Annotated in this window: 8 protein-coding genes; 4 read left to right on the top strand and 4 right to left on the bottom strand. The window is 43.3% G+C overall.

Annotated features, from left to right (window positions below; genetic code table 11):
* Positions 1-187 precede the first annotated feature (187 nt).
* Together AC58QT_RS31605 and AC58QT_RS31600 are read left to right on the top strand one after the other, a co-directional pair.
* On the top strand, positions 188-1,951 hold the full coding sequence (locus AC58QT_RS31605) for a sensor histidine kinase (protein WP_497412480.1): 1,764 nt from the start codon (positions 188-190) through the stop codon (positions 1,949-1,951).
* The gene (locus tag AC58QT_RS31600; RefSeq protein ID WP_497412479.1) at positions 1,948-3,606 is read left to right on the top strand and encodes a response regulator transcription factor; all 1,659 of its coding nucleotides are present in this window, start codon (positions 1,948-1,950) and stop codon (positions 3,604-3,606) included. The genes AC58QT_RS31605 and AC58QT_RS31600 overlap by 4 nt, the downstream gene beginning before the upstream one ends.
* A 35-nt stretch (positions 3,607-3,641) precedes the next feature.
* On the opposite strand, the gene AC58QT_RS31595 is transcribed toward AC58QT_RS31600, so the two are convergent.
* Positions 3,642-4,262, bottom strand: coding sequence for a transposase family protein (locus tag AC58QT_RS31595; protein WP_497412478.1), 621 nt, complete (start codon positions 4,260-4,262; stop codon positions 3,642-3,644).
* A 466-nt stretch (positions 4,263-4,728) separates the two neighbouring features.
* On the opposite strand from AC58QT_RS31595, the gene AC58QT_RS31590 reads away from it, so the two are divergent.
* Positions 4,729-4,923 carry a hypothetical protein gene (locus tag AC58QT_RS31590; RefSeq protein WP_497412477.1) on the top strand — a complete coding sequence of 65 codons (195 nt, stop codon included), beginning with the start codon at positions 4,729-4,731 and terminating at the stop codon, positions 4,921-4,923.
* Between the two features lie 2 nt (positions 4,924-4,925).
* On the opposite strand, the gene AC58QT_RS31585 is transcribed toward AC58QT_RS31590, so the two are convergent.
* Both AC58QT_RS31585 and AC58QT_RS31580 read right to left on the bottom strand, forming a co-directional pair.
* A complete protein-coding gene (locus AC58QT_RS31585; RefSeq protein WP_497412476.1) occupies positions 4,926-5,291 on the bottom strand; it encodes a helix-turn-helix transcriptional regulator in 366 nt (121 codons plus the stop codon).
* An 83-nt stretch (positions 5,292-5,374) separates the two neighbouring features.
* Positions 5,375-12,031: a chitobiase/beta-hexosaminidase C-terminal domain-containing protein gene (locus AC58QT_RS31580; protein WP_497412475.1), complete on the bottom strand. Its 6,657-nt coding sequence runs from the start codon at positions 12,029-12,031 to the stop codon at positions 5,375-5,377.
* A 215-nt stretch (positions 12,032-12,246) separates the two neighbouring features.
* On the opposite strand from AC58QT_RS31580, the gene AC58QT_RS31575 reads away from it, so the two are divergent.
* Positions 12,247-14,109 (top strand): discoidin domain-containing protein, encoded by a 1,863-nt coding sequence (locus tag AC58QT_RS31575; protein ID WP_497412474.1) that lies wholly within the window; start codon positions 12,247-12,249, stop codon positions 14,107-14,109.
* A 57-nt stretch (positions 14,110-14,166) separates the two neighbouring features.
* Here the strand turns inward: AC58QT_RS31575 and AC58QT_RS31570 are convergent, their stop codons facing one another.
* A complete protein-coding gene (locus AC58QT_RS31570; RefSeq protein WP_497412473.1) occupies positions 14,167-16,380 on the bottom strand; it encodes a sugar-binding protein in 2,214 nt (737 codons plus the stop codon).
* Between the last annotated feature and the right edge of the window lie 76 nt (positions 16,381-16,456).

Here is a 16,456-nt window from a genome sequence, read left to right as displayed (position 1 = left end):
TACTATAAACGAGGTGGATAAATCTATAGAAATGGTTCGATCATAGACTAGCTCAAAAATGCTTCGTATATAAGAATCCTACAAACTGTGTGGATTAATCTATGGACACCCCAAAATACATTGACATGCACCCTTGCTTGCTTAACAATTACTTATAGGAACGATTACGAAACAGGACAGGTGCAACATGGGAATCATTCAACATTATCTGCGTTCCACTAAACGCATTCGTTTTAAAATTTTCATCCTAAATTCAACTGTCGTTATTGCTGCTGTCCTGCTATTAGGCTTATTCGCTTACCGATACACACTCCAAATTGTAACGCAAAGTCAGTTAGAGCGAATGGAAATACTAGCAGATCGGACTGAGGAACAATTAGCAAGAACAACGAGTGATTTACAACAAGCGCTTTCTTTAATCTCCAGTGAGATTGCCCAATCCAATTTAACGGAGAAAGAAATCGCTGCTATTCTCAAAACGTACAATTACTCACTATACCCTCTGACACAGAGTTTATTTTTTATAGAGCCTTCAGGCCATGTTATTCAATCTAGTGGCACATATACGGTTCCGGCTGATATCTCAGATTACATTATTAACCAGACAGGCAGTAAACTAATCAATTACATCGGACCTTACTATTCACCATCCAAGGGTCTCATTAGTACAGTCACAGCGAATGTCAGACAAGGAACTGAGATCAAAGGAATACTTGCAATCGATATCAATTCCGAGAAAATCAACAAATTATTTATGGATAGTAACATTGATAAGGAAATATCTACACTCGTGTTTAATAGTGAGCTTCGTCCCATTCTTAGTGACATCAAGCTGCGTGGCACCTTTCAACAGCAGGAATACTCCGAGCTATTTCCCGCTCTACAGGAGCTCGTATACACAGCAAATAATGAGACCAAAATTGTTAATATCCATAATGATGAATATATCGTACGGATTAGTACACCGGATTTGTTCAAATTGAAATTGCTGCACTTCGTTAATAAAGATCGTTTCTTAGGTGAAGTGGAAAAGTTTAAAAATTATACACTTTGGTTCGCTGGTGTCTTTACCTTAATCGTGTTCATCCTTTCCCTCTACTTGGCGAGGTCGATTAATCAACCGATCCAAAAGTTAATCATTCAGATGAATCGGATTAAAAATGGCAATCTGCATATCCGTATCCGTCTCAAGCGTCAGGATGAATTTCTATCCTTAGCAGACTCGTTTAATGAAATGCTCGACCGGATTGAAACCTTAGTAGATGAAAAAGTACTCATTGAGAAAGCTAAAAAGAAATTTGAACTCAAAGCGCTGCGATCGCAAATTAATCCGCATTTTCTATACAATACACTAAATTCAATTAACGCACTTGTCGATCTGAATCGCACAGATGAGATTCCCAAAGTGCTGAATGCGCTCGTACGATTGTTTCAGTATACAATGGATCATGGGCTTGAATTTACAGAGTTAAGCGCGGAATTAGAAGGTCTAGAACAATATGTCTATCTCCAGCAAATACGTTACCAACATAAGTTTGAGGTACACTATTCCTTTGATGATGAATTACTATCCTACAAAATGCTGAAGCTCTCCTTGCAACCGATCGTCGAAAATGCGATATTCCATGGTATCAAAGGCAAGAAAAAAGGCGAAGGCCTCATAACCATCGGAGGCGGCTTCACGAATGGCAAAACCACAATCCTATTATTTGTGGAAGACAACGGTACAGGGATCCCCCCAGAGCGGCTCACACAGCTGCTTATTGATAATTTAGGAGCCCCTTCGCCTGTTAGGCCAAGTGGATTTAATTCAATTGGTTTACGGAACGTACATGAGCGCTACCAGCTTCACTATGGGAAGGAATATGGATTAAGTATTACGAGTCAGGAAGGATTAGGCACTCGGGTTGAACTTCTCATGCCAGCCATGAAAGGAGATGACAGCTTATGAAATCGAATGTGATTATAAGCGAAAATATACGTTGCATTATCGTGGATGATGAAGACTTAGTGAGGGAAAGGTTCCGTATCGGATTTCCGCTTGCTGAGAATGGCTTTGAAATCGTGGGGGAAGCAGAAGATGGCGAAGAGGCACTAGAGCTGTGCAAGCAGCTCAATCCTGATATCGTCATTACCGACATCGTCATGCCAAGGATGGACGGACTGCAGTTGACTGAACACTTAAAAACCTTGATGCCACGTGTAAAAGTCATCATCTTGTCCAACTATCAAGAATTCGATTTTGCTCGCAAAGCAGTTCAACTTGGAGCGATAGGCTATCTCTTAAAAATCACTTCCGGTCATCGCGAGCTCCTGGACCTGCTTGAACGCGCAAGAAAAGAGATAGAACTAGACCGCGAATTATTACTAGAAAAAATACAAGAACGCCATCGCTTCCAGCAAAGTAAACCTCTGCTTCGCAAACAATTCATCATGAATGTGATGGACCAGATGTATGCTTCGCCAGAATCCCTTTATAAGGAATTCACCATGCTCGAGCTTCATCCGTTATCTTATGGATTTACGATTGCCTACCTGGAAATTGATAAATTTCCTGAACTGAAACAAACCTTTCATTCGCGGGACATTTCCTTATTCAAATATGTATTGATGCAGATGATCGAAGAGGTTAGTTCAACACACTACAATGGCAATCTATTCCCTTGGACAGAAGAGAACTCACTTTGTTTATGGCTTCATTGGGATTCAGCCTATCAAATGGAACAAGCGGAGTCGCAAGTCTATGCCTTGTTTCAAAAAATAAATGAATTTATCAAGCTTTATTTACCCTTTACCGTGACTAGTGGTTTCAGTAAGCCAAAAAGAATTTCTTTAGATCATGGTCAACTTCCTACACGCCTGAAGGAAGCAGTGAATGAAGCTATTAGCGCTACTTCACAGCGCTTCTACAATAATTTAGGCATGGTGTACACCTATTCCCATTTCGTGCCCTATCACACATTAGGTGAAGCTCAGAAACAAGCTTTGAACAATAGTTTGCAAAGTATTAATCCATTCCTAGATGACAGCAGTCTGCGAAGAAGCCTCTATGAGGAAGTCATCAGTAAAATTCAAGAGCAGCATGTTCAGCCCGCACAGCTGATTAGCTGGCTTGAAGAGCTCAGCAAGTATTGGACAGCGAATGACCCGTTGGGTGCTACAGCGCTAATCGATTCCCTTGAGCTTGTTGAGGTCCTTCAGGATGTTGAAGCTTACTTACTTCGATTAATGCACTGGAAACGAACCGTTCAAGTATTATCCAGCAAAGATCATCATTATCGCATCGAAATTCAGGATGCGCTTGATTATATCAATACTCATTTCCATAAACCGATCAGCGTCACTGATGTGTGCCAGCATCATCAAATAAGTCCAAATTATTTTAGTCATTTATTTAAAGCCCAAACAGGCAGTAACTTCTCTGATTACGTCACGCACTATCGCATGCAAGCTGCTAAAAAGTTACTGAAAGAAACTACACTGCAAGTCCAAGAAATATCTGAACGAGTTGGCATTCCAGATTACAAATATTTCACTAGGTTATTTCGCAGATCCACGGGCCAAACACCTAGCGCCTTCCGCGAGCAGTCCAAAATCCCGACATAAATCTTCCCCTATCATGCTATTCGTGGTAGGGGTTTTTATAATTGGAAACACCGTAAAAAATGTGGATATAAACGCACTGAAAAGAACGCATTCATCCATTTTCTAAACAAATCTTGTTCTTCGTATCTGATATTTCTGCGGGTTTTAAATAAATACGCAGCCAGAACACTTGTATTTCCTTTGGGTTGGGCAATCTTGGGGCTTTCATTTTCACTGCAGGACTGCGCTCCGTCTTCTTCTATGGCAACTTCCAGGGGATTCACTAACTTCTTTTTGCTCCTACATGCGTATTGCTTATATAAAGCTAATTGAATTTTTTCTATCATCAACTTAGCAGTTCGATAATTTACACCAAGTAAACCGGCAAACGTTGGAATCGAATATGTAGAATCATCTTGAATTAATAAACGAATAGCTTTGAACCAGAGTAATAAAGATAACTTCGATTTATGCATAACAGTGCCAGTCGTAATAGACACTTGTGTGCGGCACTCCTTGCATTCAAGTAAGCTGCGCGTTTTTACTTTATAAAAAGAATCATAATCGCATCGCGGACAAATAAACCCGTTCGCCCAGCGATTTTTCATCAAAAACATCTCACAATCTTCCTCTGTTTGGAAAGTATCGTCCAACGAATCTACAAAACACATGTCCATTATCACAATTACCTCCATATAAGAACTTATGTTCTTATTATACCAAACATTCGTTTCCATGTAAAGAAAAAAATGTATATGATGGAATGATATTGCGAATTAGAACACTTTCTGAGATATCTACAAATCGGATTAATCATTAAAGTGTATAGCTATTCAGCGCAACAACAACTAATACAGACAGGAATAAGGGTGCAAAGAACACATTTGAATCCGGAAGACACACCGCGCGCTCTGGCCCCCCATGCGTTGGTAGTGGTAGGTGTTTTAAATTCCCTACAGACATAACTCTTTTCTTTTGTAGATACCCTCAGAAAATTGTTTTTTTGATATATTAACCTCCTGGCACACTAGATTAATTCCCATAGAATCTCTAGTCCCCAATTTGAGCGGCATGGAGGTGGTTCGTGGATGGTTCTTGGGCGGTTCTTGAGTGGTTCTTGAGTGGTTCTTGGGTGGTTCTTCGGTGGTTCTTCGGTGGTTCTTCGGTGGTTCTTGGGTGGTTCTTGGGTGGTTCTTGGGTGGTTCTTGGGCGGTTCTTTGGTGGTTCTTGAGTGGTTCTTGGGTGGTTCTTGGGTGGTTCTTGGGTGGTTTTTATGAGGTTCGTGAGCAGTTTAGAAAATATTGGAATGGTTCTAGGGATCGAGTTAGTTTTACCTAATACTAGGGTTTTGCTTGTCGGTAATGAAAGGGGGTAATACCCTTATGGCGTTTAAATACGCGAGTGAAATAGGACGCGCTGTTATATCCGATTTGTTTACTAATTTCCTGAATGGGTAAGGAGGTAGATTTCAGTAACTTACTTGCTTCGTGCATTCTCCTTGTGGTTAGATACTCCGATAAGGTCCCTCCTGTTTCTTGATGAAAGAGATGTGAAATATGAGATGGCGATAGGTAAAGTACGGCCGCTAGTCTTTCCAATACACACTTATGATGATAATTGGCATCCACCCATTCCATCATTTTCATTGAATACTGAGTGGAGCGTTTGAAAAAACTTGCTTCTGACAACAGCACATCCGTTTTCAATTTCTTTCCCTCCTTCTTGGTGAGCTTGATTAGAAACTGCTAGAAAAGACAGGCTAAGTTATTCAGCCTGTCTTTTCTAGTAATTAGTTGATAAATTTCGCGTACTTGAGTAGTCTGCTTAATGTAACTGCCGCTTGTGCACGAGTAGCATTTGCTTCAGCTCCAAAGCTGCTTTCTGATATTCCCTGCATAAGGCCAGTTTCTAAGCATGTGTTAATGGCATCTTTCGCCCACTCTTCCATTAAGGCGTGATCTGCAAAGCCTGATGCTAGTGGACGTTTCTGGCCATTTGCAAGTTGAATATCGCTTTTTGTAAATTGTAATGCTCTTGCAATCATGACAGCCATCTGTTCACGAGTAATCGTGTCATTCGGTCTCATCGTTCCATCGGCATAACCATCGATTAACCCTGCTTGTAGTGCTGCATTAAGTTGTCTACTGAACCAGTCTGCTTCGTGGACATCTTTAAACTCTTGCTTGGTACTATTTTGATGTGTTAATCCAAGGGAGCGTGACAGCATAACCGCGAATTGCGCTCTAGTTACAGCCGCTTCTGGATCATACCCGTCAGATGTCATTCCTTTGACAAGTAGTTTCGAAGCCAATGTATGGACGTCATCTTCCGCCCAATGTCCCTTCATATCCTTAAAGTTTTTATCGGATTGAACAATGGCAAAGATTCCGCTCCCGTTACTACGCAAGGTAGCTACTGTTTGACCATTCACTACGGTGAATGTCGCAGGCACGAATACCATCTCACCAGTTGTCTGATCAATCATAACGCCTGTAACCTTGTTGGCATTCGGAATAGCTGGGAATGTCATAGTTTGTGTCAAATAGGTACTTCCATAACTATGAATGTCTTGTTGACGATTTCCCACTTCTACGAGAATTCCGAAGTTGATAACATCAGTGGCAAGCGAGACTCCTGTTGCCGCAGAGAGCGAGCTCACTTTCTTCTTGTCGTCTTGTGATGCTGGCTTTACAACAAACTTCACTTTCAGATCATCCTGTTTTACTTGCCACTCTTTTGCTAATTGTTCAAAGTCTAAAAGACTTGCTGGCACATTCATTGTATGTTTGCCAACGATTAGCGTTAGAATGGCATCCTTCTCTTTTTCTAATGCCGCTGCGGCCTTACCGCTAATTTCGAGTTGTAATCCGCTACTTTCATTTTCTCTAATTACAATCGTTTTATTTCTTTTACCGTTATTCTCGATTGAGTTAAGTGCTTTATCCATTAGATCATCATTGACGTGAATGCTCGTCAATTTATACCCGTCTTTGGACTCACTAACCTTACTAGCCGCATCCAGCGAAATCACGATACCTGCGTCAGTAAGTTCAACTTTTCCTTCTTGATTTCCGACTGATCCACCAGTCGGGGATGACGAATTTGTAGTAGTCGAGTTCCCTACTGTAACCTGACTCGTTGCAGTAAAACTACCATCTACTGTCGTTACCGTGATGACAGCGTTACCTACAGCATGTGCAGTCACAGTTCCGTCTGCAGCAACAGTTGCTACTGCACTATTGCTTGAGGACCATGTCACATCTTTATTTGTCGCGTTATCTGGAAGCACAGTAGATGTCAGCTTTTGTGTTGTTTGTGGATTAACCAAATCAAACTGTACTGTATCCTTATCTAACTTGACACCTGTTGCAGCAATGTTAGTTGGCGTTTGAACAAGTAATAGATCTCCATATAAGCTTGGATTTTTGCTCGATCCGATACCACTCATGTATTCGATCCATCCACGTCTTCCTGCGCCGTCGTCATCATTAATCAAGAATGAGATGCCGATCCGTTCAGGTGCATTTATTAAAGCATCTGGTAAGATTTCAGTCCATGGCAATGCGAGTTCATATGTTGTCGTTTTATTCGCCTCATCCCGTTTAACAGCTAACGCGCTGCTGAACTGATTACCTGTTGCTTTGCCGTTTGGAGCTGTTGATCTCCACTTTGCAGGCTGATTATCCGCTGTTAGTGCAAATGTAAGCTCGCTCGAATAGCCAGACTGCCCACTTGTTGTAGCTCTTCCCGCATCAATCGCAAGTTGCATGCTATCTCCACGCCAAATATCGGAGCCCGTATTCGTTTGAGTGTGTACGTTATCTTTGACGACTACAGAGAAGTACAGGTTCGTTGCATCATGCTTCACGTATCCCGTTGCACTCAAATCGTCAGCACCTGCCCAATCCGATGCAGTGAATTTAACCTGACTAGCCTGATTCAGAATTGCAGCATTCGTATCCATCCATTCTAATGCAGTCCCATCAATGACTGGCGGCATTTGCGTCTCAGCGGAGGCATAGAAATTCACGCTTTTGGTAAGATTGGTGATAGTGCCGATTTGATCAATCTTCAATGAAAAAGGTACAGCTCCAATGTTGGCTGGAAGTGGTGCTGGAATTGGAATCCGTACTGTTGTGGATTGACTAGGAGCGATCTCGCCAAAAGTGACAGGCGTAAGTGTAGCTGCCCATTCCATTGGACTTGTTACACTGACAGTACCTCCAGAGCTTGGTTGTAGTGTCATTAAGTTTTGAATCGTAACTGCGATTGCCCAACCAGAGCCGCTAGAAATCCGTTCGGGTTTGGTCTGAACCCCAATTTGATCCGTATTAGCTGTATACTGCTGAATAGTCTTTAATTGATCACTGGCGATATCAATAATCGCCCCACCTTTCGTTGCAGTATCGGTAAATGAGTTGGCAGTTAACTTCAGCGATTGAAGTGTACTGTCTTTGACCCAAATTCCCGAATAAGGCGTAGATTGAATCGTATTTTCAGTAATCGTGAAATTCCCGCCTTTGGACATCATGGAGCTTATTGCGCCGTATGTAAGCGTATTTGTCCCCGTATTCGTATTAATCAGTGTATTGCCCGTCACTGTAATCTTATCTGTCGGATAGACTTCACTTGTGTAATAGAACAAGACTCCAGCCATGTGCGTGTTCTTAATTGTATTGCCGGTAGCTAATATGTTGTCGCCGGAAGCAAACGCGATCCCGCTTTGTTCTGAATTCCCTTCGCCATCTATTACGTTTCCAGCAAGCCGAATGTACTCGGATTGACGTGCGAGGCTGCCTTGCTTATTCACGAAGATGGCATGGTCACGATTGCCTTTCAACGTCGAATTTTCCACATATACTTGTCTGGAAGCCACTAGCAGGATACCACTCATGTTGGAGCCGATTACGGTACATCCTTGAATAGATACGCCAGTGGATGCATCCACTTGTATACCGGAACCACCTGAATTCGCCACTGTCACATGCTCAGCTACGATGCCTTTGCTGCCAGTAATATCAAGCAGCGAACGATTATGGCGTAAAAACGGCTTATTCGCAAGCTCTAGCTTCAAGTTGCGTATGGATGAATTCGTTGTATTCAGAAGACGAATGCCATAATGATCCGCGCTTGTAAAGCGCAGTACAGAGCTATCTCCATCCCCTACAATGTGGACATTGTCACGACCTTCAAGCAGCAGATGATGCTTGATTTGACTATATGGTCGTGTTTCTTTGCCTGGCATTGGAGGTAATACATAGGTCCCTGCAGGAATGCGAAGTGTGCCGCCAGAAGCTGGAATCGCATCTAAAGCATCATAAAAAGCTTGCGTATCACTCGTTGATCCGTCGCCCTTTGCACCATAATTCTTGACGTTGATTTCATTTGCAGCAGTTGTGACTACTGGAGCTCCTGCCCAAGCGATCTCAGAAGGCTCTGCAGCAATTGCTGCATATGGATCCGTATACACAGGCTGGGTCGTAACTTTTGGGAACCCGTATGCATATGTCGTGTTGGAGACCGTCCCTGAAACCTTATTATTTGACAAATTTACGTTTCCTGATAAAACGGAAGCATTAAAATTAATGCTAGGATCAACGGGAGTTAAACGTAATTCATTGCCGAACATGTCATTATTCATAATATCAATGTTATTCACTTTAATATTGGAATTAAATACCATGGCACTTCCAGCAACAGCTGCAATTTCGTTATTTTTTATACGAACGTTGCTGATTGTGGATGCAGGTCCCCACGGATTGAAATATATCCCATGCGATTGCCCACCGTAAACATGGTTATTTTCAACGGTTAGATCATCTTTATACTGGTTAAATGCAATGGCACCTTTTTGATTATCATTCAAGCCCATGAGCCCGGAGCGAACGATCGTATTATTCTTAATTAATAAATGCTCCGTATCATGACCGTTACCGGACACACTGCTCTGACCGCCGTTGTTTGTATAGACGCCGGATGACTTAATATTTTCAAGCCAGTTGTCTTCAACACGACTATTCGTCCCCGTGACGGTAATCCCGCGTCCCCAATAGCTGTTTAAGATCGTGTTATGCAAATACTGATGATTATCTGCAACATTATATTCCTTATCATCGATACTAGCTATCGAGTCGTCATTGGCACCATCGACGAGGTTGTAAGCAGCCACTACATCCGCAACGTTCGCAAAGTGAATACTGTCTGCCGCCGTGTTACGAACTTGCGTGTCGACGACATAGACGTTTTTCGTATTTTGCCAAAAGACCGCTCCAATATTCCCTTGATCGATCGTTACGCGATTCATTTGGATGTTCTCGCCAGATGTTGCAACCGTATAGCCTCCTGCTCCACCTCTCGCGTCATACCGTGGGTACCAAGAGAACGCCAGATCCTTATAAGAGATATCCTTTCCATCAATTCTCCAACCGTAAGCAAAGCCTGAGAACACACCGTTTCTATTCGTCCATGTTCTGCCTGCTGGCAAAGTTGGAATTCCTGGAAGCTTGAAGCGAATAACCGATTCGTCACCTTCACCGATAAAATGAACATTGTTATAATTCCGCTTCCAAGCCCAGCGATTCAATGGATCAGTCAAGTCAAACGGGAAATAGTAAAATCCTTTTGGAACGTAGACAACCCCTCCATCGACAGAATTTAAGGCGTTAATCGCCTTCTCAAAAGCCTCAGCATCACTAGCATTGCCGTCCCCAACTGCTCCAAAATCTTTGACGTTTGCCACTTTCATGGCTTCATAATTCAAATGCGGCATGTTTTCAAGCCCGTCTCTGTTATAGTAACTATCAGGCAAGTTCGTCACAGATGACGTTGACGTTGGCGTGTAAATGGTATACTCATATTGTGCAACAGCCGTGCCGACAGTACCGTTTAATTCTGCGTACGTTTTAACTGTTGTTGCTGCTGTTACGACGATCGGCGCTGTATATAACAGCTTGGTTCCCGAAGAAACAGGATCGCTGCCATCTAACGTATAATAAATGGAAGCCCCGTCAATCGTTGATGTCAGCTTAATTTTTCCACCGTTAAAAATTGCCCCTGAAACTGCATTAGCCTTCACGGGCTCAGCTAAAGTTATTGTATAGTTATATACGGACTCGTCACTATCCGTCATGCCTACCTTGGTTGCATAAGCGCGCAGGGTAGTATTTGCGACAATTGAGAATGGTGCTATGAAGTCCTTGCTGCTAACTGATGTTTTCGGATCAGTACCATCAAGCGTATAGCGAATCGTCGTCCCTGCAGATGAGGTCAACGTTACCATTTTACCGAATGACACGTTACCCGTAGGTACAGATGAAGTCGGTGCTACCAACTTGTTTGTTAGGGTATACGTAAAAGTGGAGACAGGACTGTCCGTTAATCCATTCCCTTTTGCTGCCGCTTTAATCGTCGTGTTGTTCGTAATGACAATCGGAGAGGAATACGACAGACAAGTACCTGAAGTCAGCGGGTCACTGCTGTCAAGCGTGTAGTACACAGATGCGCCTACAGTCGGTGTCGACAGTGTCACAGCTTGACCAGCTGTAATTGTTCCTGAAGGTACATTTGCAACGACAGGCGATACTGAAAAATATTTATTCATTAAATAATTTTCAACCGTTTGTCGATCAATATCCGATAGCACTTTTTGGTAAATAATCACTTCAGATACATCTGCCGCCATATTCAGCTCAGATGTACTGTAGCTTTTGCCAATGACATAATGTTTAAAGGAATTAAAACTTTTATAGTAGCTATTCTTAACGGGTCCTACATTCATCAAGCTATCCACGGATGATAGCACGCCATTTTTATATGCGTTAATGATTCCTTCAGTAGCACTGGATGTCGTATCTATCGTGACAGTTAAAATGGTCGGATTCGTAGTGGACGCGCTCTCCAAGTTCGCATTGGATGTACCGCCAGTTCTTGGTCCGAGCACCATCAGCCTTTGCGGATTGCCAGTACTTGTCACAATGGACCATGCTCCGACATTGGAGCCTATGTCATTAGAGAAAATCCCTTTAGCATTTAATTGCGCCAAGCTGGATTGTTGCATCACCATAATCACTGTACTATTATTAGTCCATGCTTTCGATCCTAAATCCTTACTCAGAAATTGATTGCTTCCCCCGCCAATATCTCCTGAAAACCGAATGGCAGGCTTACCATATACAGCGTCCGTAACTAAGCTTGGAAATTTCGTCGCTGTAGCTTGAGTTAAATCATTACCTTTCCCAGACTGATCCGCCCACTGACTTACTTTCCCATTAGCATCCACTGTAACTCCAGCATCTGCTTTTAACCAAAGATCAAGATTCGCTGTCGGAATGACACTATCCGCGTAAGCGGGCGTTGTGGTTACATCCCCAACTACAGGTAATGGCAGCAAGCTTAAGAGCATGGCCAAAACCAAAAGAAGCGAACACTTTTGCTTGAACGCTTTCAATTAAATCCCCTCCAATTTTTTACATGAATACGCTTTCTTTAATCATTGTATCAACAGTCTTTTTGCCTCAATATCCGATGATGCTACGAATGATGTGCATATTTCTATGAAGTTTGTACATTCGTAAAATAGTGCTATTTCCAAGCAAAAAAGTGCAATTCATCCCCCTTATACTGATGTAGTACGTAAATTCAAGTTAGAAAGGGAGAATGAATATGATGGTTCAATTTCAGTTTCATCAAGCATGGAGGAGATTTCTTTCGTTTATGCTGATCGTCGCACTCAGCGTCGGTCTTAGCGGATTAAGTCCTTCTACTGTATTGGCCGCAGACGCCATTGTGTCTCAAGGTAAAACGGTCACCGTCAGCTCTACGCAATCAGGCAATCCAGGCAGCAATGCCAATGATGGTGACACCGCTACTCGCTGGGCTGCTTCAAGCGGTACGATGCCGCAGTGGTGGCAAGTTGACCTCGGCGAAATGAGAGCACTAACCAAGGTTTCCTCGCAATGGTACTTAAGCGCTAGTCGTTCTTACAAATATAAAATCGAAGTCAGCGCAGATAACATCACCTTCACAACTGTTGTCGATAAAACGAGCAACACGACGTTAGGAGATACAAACGATAACTTTTTGGATGTGGGCAGGTATGTAAGAATTACGGTGACTGGCTCATCGGTAGCAGGTGCATTTGCTTCGGCGAATGAATTCCAAGTATATGGCAAGCCGAACGTCAATATTACGAGTTATGGAGCCGTCGCGACAACAGGTACGGATAATACAACAGCCATTAACAATGCTATCACAGCTGCCAAAGCTTCAGGCTCCGCCGTCTATGTCCCAAGTGGTCGGTTCGAGCACGCTGGTCTCATTCAATTAGACGGTGTTGTTATGTACGGAAGTGGACAGTCGTCTATCCTCGCTGCTACGAATCAAACGAATCAGGCCGTACGCATGACCAATACGAATGCTGTATTAACTGATCTTAAGCTGACGGCTGTCACCTCTACTCGTTCAGCAGCTAACACGACCTGCGGCATTTATGTGGATGGCGCTGTTACAGGCGGTACGAGCAACATTGGCTATTTTCTGATTGAGCGAGTAACGGTAGATGGCGCAAATGGCGCTGGTATAATGATTAAAGGAGCTAGCAATGGGCTCGTTCAACATAATACAGTGAAAAACACATTAGCTGACGGGATCCATACAACAGCAGGCTCTTACAATATTCGTATCCATAATAATAATGTCAGCAGCACAGGTGACGATGGGATTGCGGTTGTCAGCTACCAATTAAAAGACCCTCAAGCGGTCCACGATGTGTGGATTACGAATAACCAGTTTTCCAACCAACCAACGGCAGGTCGGGGAATGACGGTCATTGGTGGAAACAATGTAACGATTCAAAACAACACAATTACAAATCCGCTGAATGCAGGTATCTTAATCGCTTCTGAATCCGCGTATTCCACCTTTGGTGTGAATAACGTTACCGTAGACAACAATACGATTACAAATGGCGGTAGTACAGCGACAAGTCATGGTGCTTTAATGGTTTCATCTAGCTTTAACAACGTTTCCAACGTCACTTTTTCGAATAATAAGTTATATAACTCTCGCAAAATGGGGATTAATGTTACCGGAGACCATGTCCAAAGCGTAACTTTTTCGAATAATACCATTACAAGCACATCCCCTAGCGGATCCAGCACGAGTACCGAAGGAGCCCTTATTGACTCCAGCTTTGTAGGTACAGCTACGTTTACCGGCAACACTTTTGTCCGCACCGCAACGAATGGTTTGAAATGGAAGAACGGCATTACCGCAGGCACATTGAATGTTCAAGGCAATACGTTCCAAGACATTAACACCTCGAATACAGCAGCAAACGATGTCATTAAGTTGGAAACGGGCACTGTTACAAGTGTCAAAATCCAAAACAACACACATACCAATCCTGCTGGTTATGCAATCAATTACTTCCTAGAGGAGCTCGTGAACGGCTCCACGCAAACCTATAGTGGCAATAGCTCACCACTGCAATCTTACATTAACGGTGCTGCTGTACCGACACCTTAACGCACACAAAAGGCTAGCTCTAAGGTCCTCGACCCTTGAGCTAGCCTCTTTCATGCTTTATTTTTTCGGCACTGCCAACTTCACTTCATTATAAACCTTCGTATCTGCCCAATACGGCAGGTTCTTATCTACCCAAGTAACGAAAGCGTTACGCACTCCATCGCCATTCGAATCATCATTCGCACTGGCATTGAATCCGATGATGGTATTAGCCGCAGGCTTCAGCTCTCTGTAAGGTACGGCGAACTCTACGATGTAGCCGCCTTTTACTTCTTTTACAGCACTAACCACGTTGGTTAAGTTCAAGCCTTTCATAGAAGTGGTTACCGCATTCTTCAAATCGACACGCATCTGGTAGTCGCCTGTTGTTTTGGCCCCGTTCTTCTTGTTAAGCTCATCCACCCACACTTCAACGGAGTCATTTTTCTCATTAACCGCTACAGCATAAGGCGTGGTATCCTTCATTTCGAATAAGTAGTACAGGGCTTTCTCGTCCCATGCGATTTTAGCTGTGCCTGTCGTACCTGTAGCTGCCGTATTCATCTGCAGAACGCTTGCATCTGCCCATAACCCATCGATTTCACCGTCAATCTTAGGTGTCCCATATGCGGCTACACTACTTGTACCTGCGCCTCCACTGCCGCTTCCTTCACTCGCCAGATCACTCGTTATGCGTTTATCACTAGACTGATTGGCATACACGGCTTTGCCTGACTTCGTTATCTTATTTCCTGCAATGTTAATGTCGCCAACGATTGTTTTTACAATAAGGATACCGTAATTCTTCGGATTCACAATGGTATTGTTTTTAAACTGAACACCTTTAATTTCAAAAGTACCCGCAATCAATACACCATTATCGTGTGAATCGGTGAATGTATTATTTTCAATGAGGACGTTAACCAAGCTTGGATTTTTGTTCGTTGCCGTAATATTTAAACCACCTTGTGTCGGACTTCCTCCATCACGACTGTCATTCACAACTGTGTTATTGCGTACGATAGTATCTTTTACCGCATACGTCTTGTAATTGCCCTCCGAGCTGAGATATATGCCAGCACCGTCAATATCGGACACTTTGTTATTCTCTACAAGGATATTCTCCCCGCCTGAAACCGTAAGCCCGCGCGCTTCACCATCAGAGACGTTATTCCCCCGAACTGTGACGTTCTTTACCCAACCGCCAAATTTCTCATAGGATACTACAGCAATGAAATCGTCCCCGACACGGTTGACGGTATTGTTCTCAACGAGAATTTCGCTAGATAAGGCAGTGATATGAATACCGTCTGCCAGCATGTTTTTGACCGTATTCCCACTGATGACCCCGTTCGTCCCCGCATTGAAAAACCCTACGGAAGATCCACCGTCAATCACAATGTTGGTAATCGAATAATTCTTCGCATTCGGACCTACACGCACCCGAGCGGAATCATCGTTGGTCAATCGAACAGAAGCCGGCACCGAGATTAACTTTACTGCGCTTAGATCCGTACCTTCACCAGTCAGGATAATTGATTGCAGTTTGAGATCCATACTTTTAAGAATGGAAGTCTCTCCGTCACCAATAAGATCGACAGAATCCAATGTCAGTAAGCCGTTTAGATTAAATTCTCCGCTTGGCACATAAACGCCCTTACCCTTTGCTTTAGCCGCTTCTACCGCAAGTTTGATGGCTGGCAAATCATCTTTACCATCATTCGGGATCGCACCATAGTCCAGGATGGACAAGTTCTGCAACGGTGCTGCAGCCCGATTCAATACGAGCGCCGCTTCTGCACGGTTAATAGGGTCCATAGGTCGCAACGTTTGATCGACAGCATTCCCAATTAATATGCGACGAGCGACGGTCATATTTACCGCGTCCTTTGCCCAAGTCGCTACAGAATTGTTATCCGAGAACTGAGTTGCTGTACTTGGAGCTGAGGATAAGCCCCTCGCTCTAGCGATCATCACAGCAGCCTCCTGGCGGCTAATGGACTTACTCGAACCAAAGGTACCGTCTTCGTAGCCCTGAATGTAACCAGCTTTCACGGCTTTGGCTACTTCATCATAATTGGCACTGCCCGGGTTCACGTCACTAAATGAAATATTCGCTTTTTCCGTAAATCCGAAAGTACGATTCATTAATGTGACGAATTCCGATCTGGAAATAGGCTGATCGGTTGATGTTGTGGAAACCCCGGCTGCACTAGCCGTCCCCACTGATGTGACTAGCATGCCTGCTAACGTCATACAGGACATCCATTTTACGAACAAAGTACGTTTCATTCTGATTTCCTCCTACTTAATAATTGCATCTACTAATGAATGCGCTTTCTCAACAGTATTGTAACAACGATGCTTA

It is taken from the genome of Paenibacillus sp. J31R109 (genome assembly GCF_059692055.1).
Note: the sequence above shows the minus strand (reverse complement) of the source record. Positions and strands in the feature narration are given on the sequence as shown.